This window comes from Citrobacter sp. EC_71 (assembly GCF_019584005.1).
Lineage (GTDB): Bacteria > Pseudomonadota > Gammaproteobacteria > Enterobacterales > Enterobacteriaceae > Citrobacter > Citrobacter werkmanii.
This window is the reverse complement of the sequence record NZ_VDAY01000015.1, coordinates 95,515-112,971: the sequence shown is the minus strand read 5'-3', so window position 1 is coordinate 112,971 and position 17,457 is coordinate 95,515. Positions and strand designations below refer to the sequence as shown.

The following is a 17,457-nucleotide window of genomic DNA, read 5'->3' as shown; positions in this document are numbered from 1 at the left end:
GCTCTAATGTATTGATTCTGCTTGTTTTCATCCAACAAAATTGCAGATATGTATTACCGACACTTTTGTGTCAAAAGGTGGGGCGGATCACAAATAGCGCTCGGGCATTTGAACACGATTATTTTTTATCGCCCACAAGGTAGGGTATATTTCGCTGTCAAAGGAGAAACTATGCTGCCCGACTCATCCATCCGATTAAATAAATACATCAGTGAAAGCGGAATCTGCTCGCGTCGCGAGGCGGATCGCTTTATCGAACAAGGGAATGTCTTCCTGAATGGTAAACGCGCCACCATTGGCGATCAGGTAAAGCCTGGCGACGTCGTAAAAGTGAATGGTCGGTTGATTGAGCCGCGTGAAGCGGAAGATCTGGTTTTTATCGCGCTGAACAAGCCAGTAGGGATTGTCAGCACCACCGAAGACAGCGAGCGCGACAACATTGTTGATTTCGTGAATCACAGCAAGCGTGTGTTCCCAATCGGTCGTCTGGACAAAGATTCCCAGGGACTTATCTTTCTGACCAACCACGGCGACCTGGTGAATAAAATCCTGCGTGCCGGTAACGATCATGAAAAAGAGTATCTGGTGACGGTAGATAAGCCGGTCACTGATGACTTTATCCGTGGGATGGGGGCCGGTGTGCCAATCCTCGGCACCGTCACCAAGAAATGTAAGGTGAAGAAAGAAGCGCCGTTTGTGTTTCGCATCACGCTGATTCAGGGGCTGAACCGTCAGATCCGTCGTATGTGCGAGCACTTTGGCTATGAAGTTACCAAACTTGAGCGTACGCGTATCATGAACGTTGGCTTGTCTGGCCTGCCGCTTGGTGAATGGCGCGACCTGACGGATGACGAACTGATCGATCTGTTCAAGTTGATTGAGAACTCGTCCTCAGAAGCCAAACCGAAGGCGAAAGCGAAGCCAAAAACCGCAGGCATTAAGCGCCCGGTAGTGAAAATCGAAAAATCTGCGGAGAAAGAGAAATCGCGCCCGGCAGCAAACGGTAAACGCTTTACCTCACCGGGGCGTAAGAAGAAAGGGCGTTAACGTCTGCCGCGCGTGGGCGTATTCGCTGACCAGGAAAACGATGCTTCCGCATCCGGTTTATAAGCCTGCTTTTTCTTTAACTGGCGGGCTTTTTTTGCTTCCGCTTCGCGCAAGGCCATCAGTTTATCGATGTACTCTTTCTTGATGCTGTTGGTCTCTGCGTTGGTCAGCAGCCGACCATGCGCGATGCGCGCGCGGTCGAGCAGCGTTTTCAGTTCACGCTGCTCGCGCTCGGTCATCTCTTTTTGGGTAATGCGGGGGAGTGCCATAGGGGTGCCCTCTGTTAGCCGGTATCCTCAGTGTACGGCAAAGTGCAGAGGCTGGGTAGGCCGGATAAGGCGTTAGCCACCATCCGGCGATTTGCACGCATTGTGCCTGATAGCGTTACGCTTATCGGGCCTACAGCCGACAATTAGCGGCGTTTTTTCTCATCAATCGGTTTACCGGACCAGTAACCCGCCAGCAGCGAACCAGAAAGGTTGTGCCAGACGGAGAACAGCGCACCGGGCAGGGCGGCGAGCGGGCCAAAGTAGATTTTGCCCAGCGCAGCGGCCAGCCCTGAATTCTGCATGCCGACTTCGATAGCTAACGTACGGCAGGTCGACTCGTCGAAACCAAACAGTTTTCCGCCCCAGTAGCCGCCGAGCAGGCCAATGGTGTTATGCAGGATAACGGCGATAATCACCACAAAGCCGACGGACGCAATGTGCGAAGCGGAGCCTGCCACGACGGCGCTGATGATCGCCAGGATGCACACCATAGAAAACGCGGGCAGATACGGCTCGACGGCTTTTACGACGCGTGGGAACAGATGGTGAATGACCAGTCCCAGGGCAATCGGAATGACCACGATCTGCAGAATACTCAGCAGCATACCCATCACATCCACCTGAATATGCGCATCGACATACAGCCGTGTCAGCAGCGGTGTGGCGACAACGCCGACCAACGTCGAAACGGATGAAATAGTCACGGAGAGCGCCACATCACCTTTTGCCAGATAGATCATGACGTTAGAAGCTGTTCCGCTGGCGACGCTACCGACCAGCACCATGCCTGCGGACAGTTCCGGCGGCATATTAAAAGCCAGCGCCAAAATCCAGGCGGCGAGCGGCATCACCAGATAATGCAGGAAAATACCCGCGGCGACCGGCGCAGGACGTGAGAGTACGCGTTTAAAGTCATCCACTTTCAAATGGACGCCCATGCCGAACATAATCAGCATCAGTAACGACGGCACGAATGGCCCGACAGGCGTAAAGGTGGAGGGCGTGTAATACGCAATAACAGAGAGCAGCAGCGCCCATAATGGGAACAGCCGCGTCAGAGTAGCGAGCATGTTATATTCCTTGCGATTGAAATGTGTTGTGTTGTTATAAAAAAGCCGGGTTCGAGCCCGGCTATAGTTATTATTTATCGCGTGATGAAATATTATTCAAACAAATTATGGTGCAGCTTCTGTACCACCTGTTCGGCTTCGGTTCCGGGCACCAGGAAGCACAGGTTATGGCTGGACGCGCCGTAGCAAATCATGCGGATGTTGAACGGCTCCAGTACACCGAACACCTCTTTACCCACGCCACAGGCTTTGGACAGGTCGTTGCCAATCAGCGCCACCAGCGCCAGGTCTTCTTCCACTTCAACCCGACACAGGGCAGACAGTTCCATCAGCAGAGACTGTGTTAACAGCGTATCGCCGGTAGACGTTGAACCGGTGGTATCCAGCGTCAGCGCCACGCTGACTTCCGATGTAGTAATTAAATCTACCGAGATGTTGTGGCGCGCCAGGATGCCGAACACTTCCGCTAAAAAGCCGCGAGAGTGCAGCATATTCAGGCTATGCAGCGTTAGCAGCGTTTGCTTACGGCGTAGCGCCAGGGCACGGAACAACGGTGGATTTTGGGTTTTATTGCATACCAGCGTACCGCCTGCTTTTGGATCCTTACTGGAGCCAACAAACACCGGGATATCGCTACGTACAGCAGGTAACAGGGTTGCCGGGTGCAGCACTTTCGCGCCGAAGGTCGCCATTTCCGCGGCTTCTTCGAAGGCGATTTCATCAATACGTTTAGCGGCTGGAACGACGCGCGGATCGGTGGTGTAAATGCCGGGAACATCGGTCCAGATATCGACGCGCGTTGCGTGCAGCGCTTCAGCCAGCAGGGCGGCCGTATAATCACTGCCGCCGCGTCCCAGCGTGGTGGTGCGGCCCTTGCTTTCGCTGCCGATAAAGCCTTGGGTAATCACCAGGCCTTCGCTCAGACGCGGGGCTAACTGGAGCGTGGTCAGTTCGGCCAGCGCTGCGACGTCGGGTTCTGCACGACCGAAACGATCGTTAGTGCGCATCACTTTACGCACATCAAACCACTGCGCTTGGACGTTGCGCTCACGCAGGATCTCAACAAACAGGAGGGTAGACATCAGCTCACCGTGGCTGACCAGTTCGTCGGTCAGCGCGGTTGAGGTCGCCAGTGACGCCGCCTCTGCCAGCGTGGTGATGTTTTCCAGCAGGCGTTCGATCTCTTCACGAATCACGTTTGGATAACGCAGGCGTTCCAGAATATTGAACTGAATTTGACGAATGGCGTCGAGTTTTTCGAAGCGCTCGGTTGGCTCCAGCCCTTCGGCCAGCGCGACCAGCAGGTTAGTAATGCCTGCCGATGCGGAAAGCACCACTAATCGGACGTTCGCATCAGAAAGCACCACATCGGCGCTGCGATTCATGGCATCAAAATCCGCCACGCTGGTACCGCCAAACTTGGAGACAACTACATCAGTCATAACTACCTCGTGTCAGGGAGTGAATAGAGCGACCATGGCACATAAGGCAGAACGGAAACCGGTGCAGGCGCAAATGCAAATACCGTATTTATAAATAAAATGTGTAGCTTGCACTGTCAACGCTGGGATTATGCGGATTTTTCATGCTGCAACTGCGTTGAGTAACGGTACTAATAACAACGCTGATAACGGCTATACTTTTTAACCTCGTTTGGCGGATGCCCTGGCAATGGCATTAAAACAATCACACTTTTCTGTGACTGGCGTTACAATCGATCTCAGTCACAATTCTCAAAATCAGAAGAGTATTGCTAATGAAAAACATCAATCCAACGCAGACCTCAGCCTGGCAGGCACTACAAAAACACTTTGAAGAGATGAAAGACGTTACTATCGCCGATCTGTTCGCGAAAGATAGCGATCGTTTCACCAAATTTTCCGCGACGTTTGACGATCTGATGCTGGTGGATTTCTCCAAAAACCGCATCACTGAAGAGACGCTGGCCAAACTGCAGGATCTGGCGAAAGAGACCGATTTGGCAGGCGCCATCAAGTCCATGTTCTCCGGTGAGAAAATCAACCGTACCGAAGACCGTGCCGTGCTGCACGTGGCGCTGCGTAACCGTAGCAATACCCCAATCATCGTTGACGGCAAAGATGTGATGCCGGAAGTGAACGCGGTGCTGGAGAAGATGAAATCCTTCTCGGAAGCGATCATTTCCGGAAGCTGGAAAGGCTATACCGGCAAAGCTATTACTGATGTGGTGAACATCGGTATCGGCGGTTCCGACCTTGGTCCGTTCATGGTGACCGAAGCGCTGCGTCCGTATAAAAACCATCTGAACATGCACTTTGTGTCTAACGTCGATGGGACGCACATCGCTGAAGTGCTGAAGAAAGTGAACCCGGAAACCACGCTGTTCCTGGTCGCTTCGAAAACCTTCACCACCCAGGAAACCATGACCAACGCCCATAGCGCGCGCGACTGGTTCCTGAAAACCGCCGGTGATGAAAAACACGTTGCCAAGCACTTCGCAGCCCTCTCCACTAACGCGAAAGCGGTCGGCGAATTCGGTATTGATACCGCCAACATGTTTGAGTTCTGGGACTGGGTTGGCGGTCGTTACTCTCTGTGGTCAGCAATTGGTCTGTCGATCATCCTGTCCGTTGGTTTCGATAACTTCGTTGAGCTGCTGTCCGGCGCGCATGCGATGGACAAACACTTCTCCACTACCCCGGCGGAGAAAAACCTGCCGGTGCTGCTGGCGCTGATCGGGATCTGGTACAACAACTTCTTCGGCGCTGAAACCGAAGCGATCCTGCCGTACGACCAGTATATGCACCGTTTCGCGGCCTACTTCCAGCAGGGCAATATGGAATCCAACGGTAAATACGTTGACCGTAACGGCAACGCGGTGGACTACCAGACGGGCCCAATTATCTGGGGTGAGCCGGGGACTAACGGCCAGCATGCGTTCTACCAGCTGATTCACCAGGGCACCAAAATGGTACCGTGCGATTTCATCGCGCCGGCTATCACCCATAACCCGCTGTCCGACCACCATCCGAAGCTACTGTCCAACTTCTTCGCTCAGACCGAAGCGCTGGCGTTCGGTAAATCCCGCGAGGTGGTAGAGCAGGAATACCGCGACCAGGGTAAAGATCCGGCAACGCTGGACCACGTTGTGCCGTTCAAAGTGTTCGAAGGCAACCGTCCAACCAACTCCATCCTGCTGCGCGAAATCACGCCGTTCAGCCTGGGTGCGCTGATTGCCCTGTACGAGCACAAAATCTTTACTCAGGGCGCTATCCTGAACATCTTCACTTTCGACCAGTGGGGCGTGGAGCTGGGCAAACAGCTGGCAAATCGCATCCTGCCGGAGCTGAATGATGATAAAGAGATCACCAGCCATGATTGCTCGACTAACGGTTTGATTAACCGTTATAAGTCCTGGCGCGCCTGATGACGCTGCGCTTATCCGGCCTACAGGCACACATTTGTAGGCCGGATAAGGCGTTTAGCCGCCATCCGGCATTAATGAAATATAAAAGCCGATATTAATATCGGCTTTTTTTATAAGATTGCTCCAGGATATCTACGTTGTTACTTCACTCCCTAATTGAGCTTAATCCTAAAGTAATTAACTTACCGGAATTCCATCTCTGTTATTTTCGGAATTTACGGATATTGCATATCTGATGTTTATATTTTAACTGATTGATTTTAATGTTTAATATTATTAATTAATAATGACGATTTGCTTTCTTTTCTAATTATCCTAAATTCCCGCCTGACGTAATTTGCACACTTTGGTTTGTGTATACTCGATCTCGCCCGAAATTCTTTTGGGTAAATCTCCATTCATTAAATGAAGGGAATTTGTGATGAAAAAAGTTCTGTATGGCCTTTGGGCTATATCTGCGCTTGCGGTGACCTCTGTCTATGCTGCTCCCATTCAGGTGGGTGAGGCTGCAGGGTCGGCTGCCGCGTCGGTTTCGGCAGGAAGTTCCTCCGCTACTAGCGTGAGCACCGTAAGTTCTGCGGTGGGGGTTGCCCTTGCGGCAACCGGTGGTGGTGATGGTTCTAATACCGGAACCACAACCACGACAACCACCAGTACCCAGTAATACCGGTACGTTTAATTCTAACCACACTTCGGTGTGGTTATTTTGAATTACCAAAAGCCTGCGGGATTTGTAGGCCGGGTAAGCGTTGCGCACCCGGCAATAATGCGGAGAAGTGTCGTGAAGCGACCAGCGCTCATATTGGTTTGCCTGTTACTACAGGCGTGCTCAGCCACCACCGAAGGGCTGGGCCATTCGCTGTGGGATAGCGTGTTTGGTACTCCCGGCGTTCAAATGACTGATGATGAAATCCAAAACATGCCCTACGCCAGCCAGTATATGCAGCTCAATGGTGGCCCACAGCTGTTTGTCGTACTCGCGTTTGCAGAAAACGGACAACAGAAATGGGTGACTCAGGATCAGGCCATTCTCGTGACGCAGCATGGGCGCATTGTGAAAACGCAGCTCGGCGGTGACAACCTGATTGAGGTGAATAATCTGGCAGCAGACCCGCTCATCAAACCCAATCAGATAACCGATGGCGCAACATGGACCCGCACGATGGGCTGGACTGAACATCAGCAGGTGCGCTATGCCACCGCCCGCTCTGTTTTCACATGGGATGGCACTGACAGCATTCAGGTCGGCAGTGATGAAACGCCAGTGCGCATCCTTGATGAAGAGATAACGACCGATCAAACGCGCTGGCATAACCGCTACTGGGTCGATAGCGAAGGGCAAATCCGTCAGTCGGAACAGTATCTGGGAGCTAACTTCTTCCCGGTGAAAACCACGCTGATTAAGGCGGCAAAATCATGATGAAACGAGCCGTAATGGCGCTGATTTTTAGCCTGAGCGCACCCTCTGTTTTTGCTGCGGGCAATGTCAAAGTAATGATTGCAGGCAGCGCTGAACCCAAAATATTGACCGGTGCGGAGCATCTGATCGATCTGGTTGGACAGCCGCGGTTGAGTAATAGCTGGTGGCCCGGAGCGGTCATCAGCGAAGAGCGGGCAACGGCGGCGGCAGAACGCCAGCAGCAGGCATTACTGGCTCGTCTGGCAGCGCTGAGTGCTGAAGAAAGCGGTGACGATGCCGCGGCTATCAACACATTACGCCAGCAAATTCAGGCACTGAAGGTGACCGGTAGACAGAAAATCAACCTTGACCCGGATGTGGTGCGCGTCAGCGAGCGAGGCAACCCGCCGTTGCAGGGCAATTACACGCTATGGGTTGGATCGCAGCCAACGGATATCACATTGTTTGGTTTGCTAAGCCGTCCGGGTAAACAACCGTTTGTGCCCGGGCGTGATGTCGCCAGCTATCTCGATGGGCAAAGTCGGCTCAGCGGTGCGGATCGCAGCTACGCGTGGGTCATCTATCCCGATGGGCGCTCGCAAAAAGTCCCTATCGCTTACTGGAACAAACGTCACGTTGAGCCGATGCCCGGCAGCATCATTTTTGTCGGACTCTCTGATGCCTTCTGGAGCAGTACCCCGGATGAAATCAATGCCGATATTCTTCACACCCTGACCCAGCGGATACCTGAATAATGAGAAAAACTTATCTGCTCAGCTTACTGGCGCTGGGCGTAAGCGTTGCCTGTCACGGTGAAACATGGCCTGCGCCCATTGGTCCATCCCAGTCCGATTTTGGCGGCGTAGGTCTGCTGCAAACCCCGACTGCACGGATGGCGCGTGAAGGGGAAATGAGCCTCAACTACCGGGACAACGATCAGTACCGCTACTACTCTGCGTCGGTGCAACTGTTCCCATGGCTGGAAACCACGCTGCGCTATACCGATGTGCGTACCAAAAAATACAGCAGCGTAGAGTCATTTTCTGGCGATCAGACATATAAGGATAAAGCGTTTGATCTCAAACTTCGGCTGTGGGAAGAGAGCTACTGGATGCCGCAGGTGGCCGTTGGCGCGCGGGATATCGGCGGGACGGGTCTGTTTGATGCGGAGTATATTGTAGCGAACAAAGCCTGGGGCCCGTTTGATTTCTCGCTCGGTCTGGGCTGGGGATATCTTGGTACCAGCGGCAACGTCAGCAATCCGTTTTGCTCATACAGCGATAAATTCTGTCATCGCGATAACAGCTACAAGCAGGCTGGTTCTATTGACGGCAGTCAGATGTTTCATGGTCCGGCATCGTTATTTGGCGGCGTGGAATATCAGACACCCTGGCAGCCGCTGCGCCTGAAACTGGAGTATGAAGGCAATAATTACCAGCAGGATTTTGCGGGCAAGCTGGATCAAAAGAGCAAGTTTAACGTCGGCGCTATCTATCGCGTCACCGATTGGGCCGACGTTAACCTCAGCTATGAGCGCGGGAACACTTTTATGTTTGGGTTTACGCTGCGGACTAACTTCAACGACTTGCGACCAAACTATAACGATAACGCCCGTCCGAAGTATCAGCCACAGCCGCAGGATGCGATTCTGCAACATTCGGTAGTGGCGAATCAGCTAACGCTGCTGAAATATAACGCCGGGCTGGCGGATCCTAAAATTCAGGTACAGGGCGATACGCTGTATGTGACCGGCGAACAGGTGAAATACCGTAATTCGCGTGAAGGGATCGAACGCGCCAACCGGATCGTGATGAACGATCTTCCCGACGGGATCCGCACGATCCGTATTACCGAAAATCGCCTTAACTTGCCGCAGGTGACGACCGAAACGGAGGTTTCCAGCCTTAAGCGACACCTGGAAGGTGAGCCGTTGGGTCATGAAACACAACTGGCGCAAAAACGCGTTGAGCCTGTGGTGCCGAAAACGACTGAGCAGGGTTGGTATATTGATAAGTCTCGCTTTGATTTTCATATCGATCCGGTGCTCAATCAGTCGGTGGGCGGCCCGGAAAACTTCTATATGTACCAGTTGGGCGTAATGGGAACTGCGGATTGGTGGGTGACCGATCATCTGCTGACCACCGGGAGTTTGTTCGCCAACCTCGCCAATAACTATGACAAATTTAACTACACCAACCCGCCGCAGGATTCGCATTTACCACGCGTGCGTACTCATGTGCGCGAGTATGTGCAAAACGATGTCTACGTGAATAACCTGCAGGCCAACTACTTCCAGTCACTCGGAAACGGGTTCTACGGACAGGTTTACGCTGGTTATCTGGAGACCATGTACGGCGGGGCGGGGGCAGAAGTGTTGTATCGTCCGTTAGACAGCAACTGGGCGTTTGGCATTGACGCCAACTATGTGAAACAGCGTGACTGGCGTAGTGCGCAGGATATGATGAAATTCACCGACTACAGCGTGAAGACCGGGCATTTGACGGCTTACTGGAATCCTTCATTCGCTCAGGATGTACTGGTAAAAGCCAGCGTGGGTCAGTATCTGGCGGGAGATAAGGGGGGAACGCTGGAAATTGCCAAACGCTTCGACAGCGGTGTGGTGGTAGGAGGCTATGCGACCATCACCGACGCCTCGCCGGATGAATATGGCGAGGGTGATTTTACCAAAGGGGTGTACGTTTCCGTGCCGCTGGATCTCTTCTCTTCAGGCCCAACCCGCAGCCGTGCGGCGATTGGCTGGACGCCGTTGACGCGTGACGGTGGGCAGCAGCTTGGACGTAAGTTTGGTCTGTATGATATGACCAGCGACAGAAGCGAGAACTTCCGTTAATGCTTGATCGCCCGGTGCGCTGCGCTTATCCGGCCTACATTGCAGGTCGGATAAGGCATTTATGCCGCCATCCGGCGATTTACAAACGACGCAATAATTTTGCCGGGTTGCCCGCGTACACGCCTTTCTCGGTAATCGATTTTGTCACCACGCTTCCCGCGCCGATGACTGCGCCATCGCAGATTGTGACTGCCAGAATGGTCGCCCCACTGCTGATCGAGACATCATTGCCAATCGTAATTCTTCCCCAACTGGTGCGGTCGGCATTGGGTTTTCCTTGCCGAAACATATCATTGGCGAACATCACGCCATGCCCGATAAAACAGCGGGAACCGATGGTGACATATTCGCAGATGAAGGTGTGAGACTGAATTTTGCTGTCTGCGCCAATCTGCGTGTTGCCCTGGATTTCAACAAATGGTCCGACAAAAACGTTATCCTCCAGTATGCAGTCGTACAGGTTCGCCGGTTCATAAACCACTACATTCTCACCGCACGTGACGTTGCGAACAGCGGATTGACGAATATTCACCATTTATATCCTCTTAAATCTGCTTTTCCATAACGTACAAAATGCTGGTCTGGGAGGCGGTAGTGAAAGCAATTTCCTTTACAAACGTCATCCCTTGCCGTTCATAGAACTGCCGTGCCTTAGGATTATCAGCCAGTACCTCAAGCCAGAGCCATTTTTCATCCTGCTCTTTGGCCTGGCGAATAACTTCGGCAAAAAGCTGCTCACCGTACTGTTTGCCCGTTGCATCTGGCATCAGGTAGATCTTATGTAGCAATGCCCCTGAACGCCCTTCTGGATCAACAGAGTGGCGGAGACTGTATTTGGCAAAGCCAACCGATGCATCGGCAAAGGCGATAAGCCAGAAGGTTCCTGGCTCGGCCAAACTGCTGGATATCGCTGGTAAGGAATATTCCTGCTCAAGATAAGCGTCGAGCTCGCTCGGGTTTTCCCACAAAGGCGCAAAGTGATGTCGATAGCTGGTATAGCCCATTGAGCTTAGCAAGCTGGCATCGTCGACGGTTGCCATTTGAATCTTAAGCATTTCTATTCCGTTCAAGATGTTAGAGTCAGAAGCATTGTTGCACTATTATTGAGCTGCACAAAACATAAACAAAAAATGTAGATCTCTGTCACATTTCTGCGTTATACAGGAACCTTGTTACTGAACAGGAGGGGCCGTTATGACGTCGCTATCTCGTCCGCGCGTGGAGTTTATCTCCACCATCTTACAGACCGTGTTGAATCTGGGGTTGTTGAGTCTGGGCCTGATCCTGGTCGTATTCCTGGGGAAAGAAACGCTACACCTGGCGGATGTGCTGTTCGCGCCTGAACAGACCAGCAAGTATGAGCTGGTGGAAGGGCTGGTGGTTTACTTTCTCTACTTTGAATTTATCGCCTTGATTGTGAAATACTTTCAGTCAGGATTTCATTTTCCGCTGCGCTACTTTGTCTATATCGGGATCACCGCGATTGTGCGGTTGATCATCGTCGATCATAAAGCGCCGATGGATGTGCTGATCTATTCTGCAGCGATCCTGCTGTTGGTGATCACTCTGTGGCTGTGTAATTCTAAACGGCTGAAGCGAGAGTAAAAGACAACACGCCGCAATCCGGCTGCGGCGTATTGTATGTCAGGGTTACTGCGCAGAGGCTGGCTGGGTTTTCTCTGCTGCGGGTTCCCACAGCTCTTCAAGTTCTTCCAGCGTTTTGCCTTTGGTTTCCGGCACGAACTTCCACATAAACAACGCCGCCAGAATACCCATACAACCGTAAATCCAGTAGGAGAAACCGTTGTGGAAATGGGAAACCAGCCACGAATTTTTGTCCATCATCGGGAAGGTCCAGGAGACAAAGTAGTTCGCCAGCCACTGAGCGGCGACGGCAATGGCGAGCGCTTTGCCACGAATCGCGTTCGGGAAGATTTCTGCCAACAGCACCCAACAAACCGGTCCCCAGGACATGGCGAATGCGGCGACGTAAAACAGCATCGACAGCAGCGCTATCAGCCCGGAAGCCTGGGTGTAAAACGCGGTGCCAAGGCTGAACATCCCAATAGCCATACCCAATGCGCCAATTATTTGCAGCGGTTTGCGACCAAATTTGTCCACCGTCATGATTGCCAGCACGGTGAAGCTCAGGTTGATTACGCCGACAATAATAGTCTGCAAGAGCGCCACGTCGGTGCTGGCCCCTAACGTTTTAAACACTTCCGGCGCGTAGTACAGCACGACGTTAATACCGACAAACTGCTGGAAGATAGATAACATCACGCCGATGACGATTACGCCCACGCCAAACATCAACAGACGTCCGCCGGTTTTACGGCTATGCTCCAGTGACTGATTGATCTCCTGCATGGCCTGGGTGGCAAGGCTGTTGCCCATAATTTTGCGCAGAATGCCCTCCGCCTGCTCGTGTCTGCCACGCGCCATCAGCCAGCGCGGGCTTTCCGGTACGGTATACAGCAGCAGTAAAAACAGCAGGGCGGGAATACTTTCGGAAGCAAACATATATCGCCAGCCATCGGTATTTAGCCAGTTAGCGTCCCCGGAACGGGCAATGAAATAGTTAACGCAATACACCAACAGTTGACCAAAAATAATGGCGAACTGGTTAAAGGAAACCAGTTTTCCACGAATATGCGCTGGAGCCAGTTCTGCAATATACATCGGTGAGAGCATTGAGGCTAAACCAACGCCAATACCACCAATGATGCGATAAATAACAAATTCGGGGACGTATCCGGCCAAATAAACAGGCACGGCATTATCTGGGTTAATCGTGGTAAATCCTAATTCTGGCCACGCAGAACCAATACCGGAAATAAAGAACAGCAGGGCGGCGATTTTCAGCGAGTCCCGGCGACCGAAGCGGTTACTGCAATAACCGCCCAGCGCACCGCCGATGATGCAGCCAATCAACGCGCTGGCAACGCAAAAGCCTAACAGCGAGTTGGCGGCGGATTCACTTAAATGTTGCGGGGCGACAAACACGGTATTTAAGGATTCTACCGTTCCGGATATGACGGCGGTGTCATAGCCGAATAATAGCCCTCCTAATGTTGCTACTAATGTAATCGAAAAAATATAACTGGAATTATATTGGGTGTTCATTCAGACCTGCCTTAGAGGATACAGCTCTTTTGATCAGTGTCGTGATGGTGGATTTAACAGGCAGGGAAGACAATTATCATTTTTTACATTGCAATTATGTTTTGTCTTTTCTGTGATCTTAATTCTGTTTAATTTGTCTGTTTTCAGGCGGTAAATATAATTGCAGTGATGCGGGCCACGAAAGGAAATAATCGTAACAGCAATGCAAAATAACATAAAAAAGGGCGCTCCGTAGAGCGCCGAATAACAGTCACAGGTTGGGATAACATAAGTTGAGGGTTGCAGTGGCATTGCCCGTTGCCGGGCAGGTACTTCGATAAAACTTAACCTTTCACACCACCCGCCGTCAGGCCGTTGACCAGCCAGCGCTGTGCCAGCAGGAACACCAGAGTAATCGGAATGGCTGAAAGTACAGCTGCGGCGGCAAAGTCGCCCCACAAGTAGTTCTGTGGATTGAGGTACTGCTGCATACCAACCGCAAGGGTGTAGCTGTTCACATCACGCAGCAGCAGTGACGCGACCGGTACTTCGGTAATAGCGGCAATGAATGACAGAATAAATACGACCGCCAGAATCGGTACGGAAAGCGGCAGCAGTACCAGGCGGAATGCCTGCCACGGTGTGGCGCCATCCAGCGCGGCCGCTTCTTCCAGCGAACCGTCGATGGTTTCAAAATAGCCCTTAATCGTCCAGACATGCAGTGCGATACCGCCGAGATAGGCGAAGATCACGCCGCCGTGAGTGTTCAGGCCGATAAACGGAATGTACTGGCCCAGGCGGTCAAACAACGCGTACAGGGCAACCAGCGACAGTACCGCCGGGAACATCTGGAAAATCAGCATCCCTTTCAGCAGGGTCGCTTTACCCGGGAAGCGCATACGGGCAAAGGCGTAAGCACAGGTGGTGGAAAGCGTCACAATACCAATCGCGGTAATGGTGGCGACTTTCACCGAGTTCCACAGCCACAGCAGCACCGGGAACGGCGGCGGAGTGACGCGGCCATCCGCGTGTTCTACGCTAAAGCCCAGCGCCAGTTTCCAGTGTTCCCAGGAAATATTATCCGGGATCAGGCTGCCGGTAGCGAAGTTACCTTCACGCAGCGAAATGGCGATAACCATCAGCAGCGGGAACATGATCGCCGCGATAAAAATCAGCAGCCCTAAGTGCGTTGCGAATAAACGTAACTTTTGTGATTTCGGTTGGACCATAGCCATTGTCGTTATCTCCCTTAATCAAACTTCATACGCGTGGCTTTCAGGTTCACGATGGCCAGCGCGCCTACCAGCAGGAAGATCAGCGTAGCAATCGCTGCCGCCAGACCGAAGTCCTGACCGCCGCCGCCTTCAAAGGCGATACGGTAGGTGTAGCTGACGAGCAGGTCGGTGTAACCGGCAGGCGTGGTGGTGCCGAGGCGATCCGGGCCGCCGTTGGTCAACAGTTGAATCAGCACGAAGTTATTAAAGTTAAAGGCGAAGCTGGCGATCATCAGCGGCGTCAGCGGCTTAATCAGCAGCGGTAATGTAATTTTAAAGAAGTTCTGGAACGGACCTGCGCCGTCCATTGCCGAGGCTTCATACAGATCATCAGGAATCGCTTTCAGCAGCCCCATGCACAGGATCATCATGTACGGATAACCCAGCCAGGTGTTAACGATGATAATCATCGAACGCGCGGTGGTTGGATCGCTAAACCAGGCCGGCTTGATACCAAACAGCGCGCTGAGCATCATGTTAATTTCACCAAAACTCTGGTTGAACAGTCCTTTGAAAATCAGAATCGAGATAAACGACGGTACGGCGTAGGGCAGAATCAGCAGGACGCGGTAAATCGCTTTGCCCTTCAGAGATTCCCACTGCACCAGACAGGCCAGCACCATACCCACAGCCACGGTCAGAATCACCGTCAGGACTGAGAACACTACCGTCCAGACAAAGATGGCGAAAAACGGTTTCTGGATGCCCTCGTCGGTAAATACGCGGGTGAAATTGTCCCAGCCGATGGTGACGGTATAGCCCGGGCTGAGTTTTTCAGTACCCCAGCTACCGTCTGCGTTAATGGCCTGATAATAACCAATATCGTTATTAGCGCGGTACTTCACGCCGCTTTGATTGTTGGTGAGCGTCCCATCATCGGCCAGGGAGTAGAGCGGCTGCGTACCAGAGAACTGACGCAGTGAACTCATGATGACTTTGCTCTCGTCCGGCAGAATAGCCGTTAGCTGAGTCAGCGCCTGACGATTCTGGGTGATGATGCGCAGCGTCGCACGTTCGCCCGCTGGCAGCGCCTCGGTTTCTTTTAACTGCAGCTTCTGTTCGCCACCAAATTTAAAGGTGTCGGAAACATAATTTTTTCCCGTTTCACCGTCGGTGAGGGCCAGTTGCCACTCATCACCCGCCGGATACAGGCCAAAGTTGTAAGTTTTACCTGCCTGATAAGAACGATCCATCAGGACTTGTTGAGCACGTTCAAAGGTCAGCTGGTTGGTGCTGCTGTAGTTGGTAAAAGCAATGGCGATGGTACAAATGAGCGGAAACAGGACAAACAGCCCCATACCGGCCACGCCAGGATAAACATAGCGCCAGGCATAGGCTTTACGGTTAGCGAAAATATACAGGCCAACAGAGCTTAAAATTAGCGTCATGATGGCAAACAGATACTCCCCCTGAGCGTACATCAAAACAACAAGGTAACCGACCAGCAGACCAAGCAGACCCATTACTGACCATTTCAGCATGTCGCTTTGCCACCAGTGTTTCTTTTTAATGACATCCATGGGGTTCAATCCTCAACAACAATGAAAACCTGTTGGTCAGCGTGCCTGATGGCGCTGCGCTTATCAGGCCTACATACGTTGTAGGCCGGATAAGGCATGTATGCCGCCATCCGGCACGTTCACAACTGTATTACTTGGTGATACGACCCTGCGCGTCTTTCAGCGCGGCATCGACGGTCTGACGACCGCTGGCGGCGTTGATCACTGCGGTACGCACGGCATACCAGAATGCGGACATCTGCGGGATGTTCGGCATGATTTCGCCTTTCTGGGCGTTATCCATGGTGGCCGCGATACGCGGGTCTTTCGCTAACTGTTCCTGGAAGGATTTCAGCGCAACCGCGCCCAGCGGTTTGTCCTTGTTCACTTCATCCAGGCCCTGGTCGGTCAGCAGGTAGTTTTCGAGGAATTCTTTCGCCAGTTCTTTGTTCGGGCTGGCGGCGTTGATACCCGCACTCAGTACGCCAACGAACGGTTTAGACGGCTTGCCTTTGAAGGTTGGCAGCAGCGTGACGCCGTAGTTCACCTTGCTCTTATCGATGTTGGACCACGCCCACGGACCGTTGATGGTCATCGCGGTATCGCCTTTGTTAAAGGCCGCTTCGGCGATGGAGTAGTCGGTATCCGCATTCATGTGTTTATTTTTGATCAGGTCGACCAGGAAGGTCAGGCCCGCTTTCGCGCCAGCGCTATCCACGCCCACGTCTTTCACGTCGTACTTGCCGTTTTCAAACTTGAACGCGTAACCGCCGTCGGCGGCAATCAGCGGCCAGGTGAAGTACGGTTCTTGCAGGTTGAACATCAGCGCGGATTTACCTTTCGCTTTCAGCTCCTTATCCAGCGCCGGAATTTCTTCCCAGGTTTTCGGTGGGTTCGGAACGAGGTCTTTGTTGTAAATCAGCGACAGCGCTTCAACGGCGATCGGGTAAGCAATCAGCTTGCCGTTATAGCGTACGGCATCCCAGGTGAATGGATAGAGCTTGGCCTGGAACGCTTTGTCTGGGGTGATTTCAGCCAGCAGGCCAGATTGTGCGTAGCCGCCAAAACGGTCATGCGCCCAGAAGATAATGTCCGGGCCGTCGCCAGTCGCGGCAACCTGCGGGAACTTCTCTTCCAGCTTGTCCGGGTGCTCAATGGTAACTTTGATACCCGTGTCTTTCTCGAATTTTTTACCCACTTCAGCGAGGCCGTTATAGCCTTTGTCGCCGTTAATCCAGATGACCAGCTTACCTTCTTCAATCTTGGCGAGAGCCGAGGCGGAAAACATCATCGTCGTCAATGCAGACAATGCGAGGATGCGTGCGCCAGTTTTGATATTCATAGTTCCCATCCTGTTTGGTGATTTTGCAGAGGTGGCTTAACGGGTACTAGTTTCTTTATACGGCAACCTCTTTCCATCCTCCTTACTCCTACGCCCCACCCGCTCTTTATGTGATCTGTGTTACATAAATGTGAGTATTGCGCACTGGCGCACATAAAACCCCACCCATTTTTGCAAGCTGCATCACGAAATTCC

16 protein-coding genes are annotated in these 17,457 nt (G+C 52.5%); 7 read left to right on the top strand and 9 right to left on the bottom strand.

What is annotated here, in order from left to right; all coding sequences use genetic code 11:
• The first annotated feature begins 171 nt into the window (after nucleotides 1-171).
• Nucleotides 172-1,047 carry a 23S rRNA pseudouridine(2604) synthase RluF gene (gene rluF / locus FHD02_RS16860; RefSeq protein ID WP_042313037.1) on the top strand — a complete coding sequence of 292 codons (876 nt, stop codon included), beginning with the start codon at nucleotides 172-174 and terminating at the stop codon, nucleotides 1,045-1,047.
• Here the strand turns inward: rluF and FHD02_RS16855 are convergent.
• The 3 genes from FHD02_RS16855 to lysC all read right to left on the bottom strand — a co-directional run bounded on the left by FHD02_RS16855 (nucleotide 1,044) and on the right by lysC (nucleotide 3,828).
• On the bottom strand, nucleotides 1,044-1,316 hold the full coding sequence (locus FHD02_RS16855; RefSeq protein ID WP_003826541.1) for a DUF3811 domain-containing protein: 273 nt from the start codon (nucleotides 1,314-1,316) through the stop codon (nucleotides 1,044-1,046). The genes rluF and FHD02_RS16855 overlap by 4 nt on opposite strands.
• Nucleotides 1,317-1,459: 143 nt before the next feature.
• Nucleotides 1,460-2,386: a ketopantoate/pantoate/pantothenate transporter PanS gene (gene panS / locus FHD02_RS16850; RefSeq protein WP_137361102.1), complete on the bottom strand. Its 927-nt coding sequence runs from the start codon at nucleotides 2,384-2,386 to the stop codon at nucleotides 1,460-1,462.
• A gap of 92 nt (nucleotides 2,387-2,478) precedes the next feature.
• Nucleotides 2,479-3,828 carry a lysine-sensitive aspartokinase 3 gene (lysC, locus tag FHD02_RS16845; RefSeq protein WP_042313032.1) on the bottom strand — a complete coding sequence of 450 codons (1,350 nt, stop codon included), beginning with the start codon at nucleotides 3,826-3,828 and terminating at the stop codon, nucleotides 2,479-2,481.
• Between the two features lie 314 nt (nucleotides 3,829-4,142).
• Between lysC and pgi the strand changes: the two genes are divergently transcribed.
• The 5 genes from pgi to FHD02_RS16820 all read left to right on the top strand — a co-directional run bounded on the left by pgi (nucleotide 4,143) and on the right by FHD02_RS16820 (nucleotide 10,042).
• Complete coding sequence (gene pgi / locus FHD02_RS16840) at nucleotides 4,143-5,792, top strand: glucose-6-phosphate isomerase (protein WP_042313030.1); 1,650 nt, start codon at nucleotides 4,143-4,145, stop codon at nucleotides 5,790-5,792.
• 421 nt (nucleotides 5,793-6,213) lie between these two features.
• On the top strand, nucleotides 6,214-6,456 hold the full coding sequence (yjbE, locus tag FHD02_RS16835) for an exopolysaccharide production protein YjbE (protein ID WP_220394111.1): 243 nt from the start codon (nucleotides 6,214-6,216) through the stop codon (nucleotides 6,454-6,456).
• A 117-nt stretch (nucleotides 6,457-6,573) separates the two neighbouring features.
• Nucleotides 6,574-7,212, top strand: coding sequence for a YjbF family lipoprotein (locus FHD02_RS16830; RefSeq protein WP_042313028.1), 639 nt, complete (start codon nucleotides 6,574-6,576; stop codon nucleotides 7,210-7,212).
• The gene (locus tag FHD02_RS16825) at nucleotides 7,209-7,946 is read left to right on the top strand and encodes a capsule biosynthesis GfcC D2 domain-containing protein (protein WP_137361106.1); all 738 of its coding nucleotides are present in this window, start codon (nucleotides 7,209-7,211) and stop codon (nucleotides 7,944-7,946) included. Before FHD02_RS16830 ends, FHD02_RS16825 begins: the two co-directional genes overlap by 4 nt.
• Entirely contained in the window at nucleotides 7,946-10,042 is a 2,097-nt protein-coding gene (locus tag FHD02_RS16820; RefSeq protein WP_137361107.1) for a YjbH domain-containing protein, read from the top strand. Before FHD02_RS16825 ends, FHD02_RS16820 begins: the two co-directional genes overlap by 1 nt.
• A gap of 79 nt (nucleotides 10,043-10,121) precedes the next feature.
• On the opposite strand, the gene FHD02_RS16815 is transcribed toward FHD02_RS16820, so the two are convergent.
• Together FHD02_RS16815 and FHD02_RS16810 are read right to left on the bottom strand one after the other, a co-directional pair.
• Nucleotides 10,122-10,577 carry an acyltransferase gene (locus tag FHD02_RS16815; protein WP_220394110.1) on the bottom strand — a complete coding sequence of 152 codons (456 nt, stop codon included), beginning with the start codon at nucleotides 10,575-10,577 and terminating at the stop codon, nucleotides 10,122-10,124.
• Nucleotides 10,578-10,587: 10 nt separating this feature from the next.
• Nucleotides 10,588-11,097, bottom strand: coding sequence for a GNAT family N-acetyltransferase (locus tag FHD02_RS16810; RefSeq protein WP_220394109.1), 510 nt, complete (start codon nucleotides 11,095-11,097; stop codon nucleotides 10,588-10,590).
• A gap of 139 nt (nucleotides 11,098-11,236) precedes the next feature.
• On the opposite strand from FHD02_RS16810, the gene psiE reads away from it, so the two are divergent.
• Nucleotides 11,237-11,647 (top strand): phosphate-starvation-inducible protein PsiE, encoded by a 411-nt coding sequence (gene psiE / locus FHD02_RS16805; RefSeq protein WP_003031674.1) that lies wholly within the window; start codon nucleotides 11,237-11,239, stop codon nucleotides 11,645-11,647.
• 45 nt (nucleotides 11,648-11,692) lie between these two features.
• Here the strand turns inward: psiE and xylE are convergent, their stop codons facing one another.
• The 4 genes from xylE to malE form a co-directional block, all read right to left on the bottom strand.
• Nucleotides 11,693-13,168: a D-xylose transporter XylE gene (gene xylE, locus FHD02_RS16800; protein WP_220394108.1), complete on the bottom strand. Its 1,476-nt coding sequence runs from the start codon at nucleotides 13,166-13,168 to the stop codon at nucleotides 11,693-11,695.
• Nucleotides 13,169-13,491: 323 nt separating this feature from the next.
• Entirely contained in the window at nucleotides 13,492-14,382 is an 891-nt protein-coding gene (gene malG / locus FHD02_RS16795; RefSeq protein ID WP_038636242.1) for a maltose ABC transporter permease MalG, read from the bottom strand.
• Nucleotides 14,383-14,396: 14 nt separating this feature from the next.
• The gene (gene malF / locus FHD02_RS16790) at nucleotides 14,397-15,941 is read right to left on the bottom strand and encodes a maltose ABC transporter permease MalF (protein WP_137361110.1); all 1,545 of its coding nucleotides are present in this window, start codon (nucleotides 15,939-15,941) and stop codon (nucleotides 14,397-14,399) included.
• A 130-nt stretch (nucleotides 15,942-16,071) separates the two neighbouring features.
• The gene (gene malE / locus FHD02_RS16785; protein WP_220394107.1) at nucleotides 16,072-17,262 is read right to left on the bottom strand and encodes a maltose/maltodextrin ABC transporter substrate-binding protein MalE; all 1,191 of its coding nucleotides are present in this window, start codon (nucleotides 17,260-17,262) and stop codon (nucleotides 16,072-16,074) included.
• Between the last annotated feature and the right edge of the window lie 195 nt (nucleotides 17,263-17,457).

Excerpts from the sequence above, each read along its gene's own strand:
- FHD02_RS16825 (WP_137361106.1), top strand. The coding sequence starts at position 7,209 with ATGATGAAACGAGCCGTAATGGCGCTGATTTTTAGCCTGAGCGCACCC.
- xylE (WP_220394108.1), bottom strand. The coding sequence starts at position 13,168 with ATGAACACCCAATATAATTCCAGTTATATTTTTTCGATTACATTAGTA.
- pgi (WP_042313030.1), top strand. The coding sequence starts at position 4,143 with ATGAAAAACATCAATCCAACGCAGACCTCAGCCTGGCAGGCACTACAA.
- rluF (WP_042313037.1), top strand. The coding sequence starts at position 172 with ATGCTGCCCGACTCATCCATCCGATTAAATAAATACATCAGTGAAAGC.
- FHD02_RS16810 (WP_220394109.1), bottom strand. The coding sequence starts at position 11,097 with ATGCTTAAGATTCAAATGGCAACCGTCGACGATGCCAGCTTGCTAAGC.
- malF (WP_137361110.1), bottom strand. The coding sequence starts at position 15,941 with ATGGATGTCATTAAAAAGAAACACTGGTGGCAAAGCGACATGCTGAAA.
- psiE (WP_003031674.1), top strand. The coding sequence starts at position 11,237 with ATGACGTCGCTATCTCGTCCGCGCGTGGAGTTTATCTCCACCATCTTA.
- malE (WP_220394107.1), bottom strand. The coding sequence starts at position 17,262 with ATGAATATCAAAACTGGCGCACGCATCCTCGCATTGTCTGCATTGACG.
- FHD02_RS16815 (WP_220394110.1), bottom strand. The coding sequence starts at position 10,577 with ATGGTGAATATTCGTCAATCCGCTGTTCGCAACGTCACGTGCGGTGAG.
- malG (WP_038636242.1), bottom strand. The coding sequence starts at position 14,382 with ATGGCTATGGTCCAACCGAAATCACAAAAGTTACGTTTATTCGCAACG.
- FHD02_RS16855 (WP_003826541.1), bottom strand. The coding sequence starts at position 1,316 with ATGGCACTCCCCCGCATTACCCAAAAAGAGATGACCGAGCGCGAGCAG.
- yjbE (WP_220394111.1), top strand. The coding sequence starts at position 6,214 with ATGAAAAAAGTTCTGTATGGCCTTTGGGCTATATCTGCGCTTGCGGTG.
- lysC (WP_042313032.1), bottom strand. The coding sequence starts at position 3,828 with ATGACTGATGTAGTTGTCTCCAAGTTTGGCGGTACCAGCGTGGCGGAT.
- panS (WP_137361102.1), bottom strand. The coding sequence starts at position 2,386 with ATGCTCGCTACTCTGACGCGGCTGTTCCCATTATGGGCGCTGCTGCTC.
- FHD02_RS16820 (WP_137361107.1), top strand. The coding sequence starts at position 7,946 with ATGAGAAAAACTTATCTGCTCAGCTTACTGGCGCTGGGCGTAAGCGTT.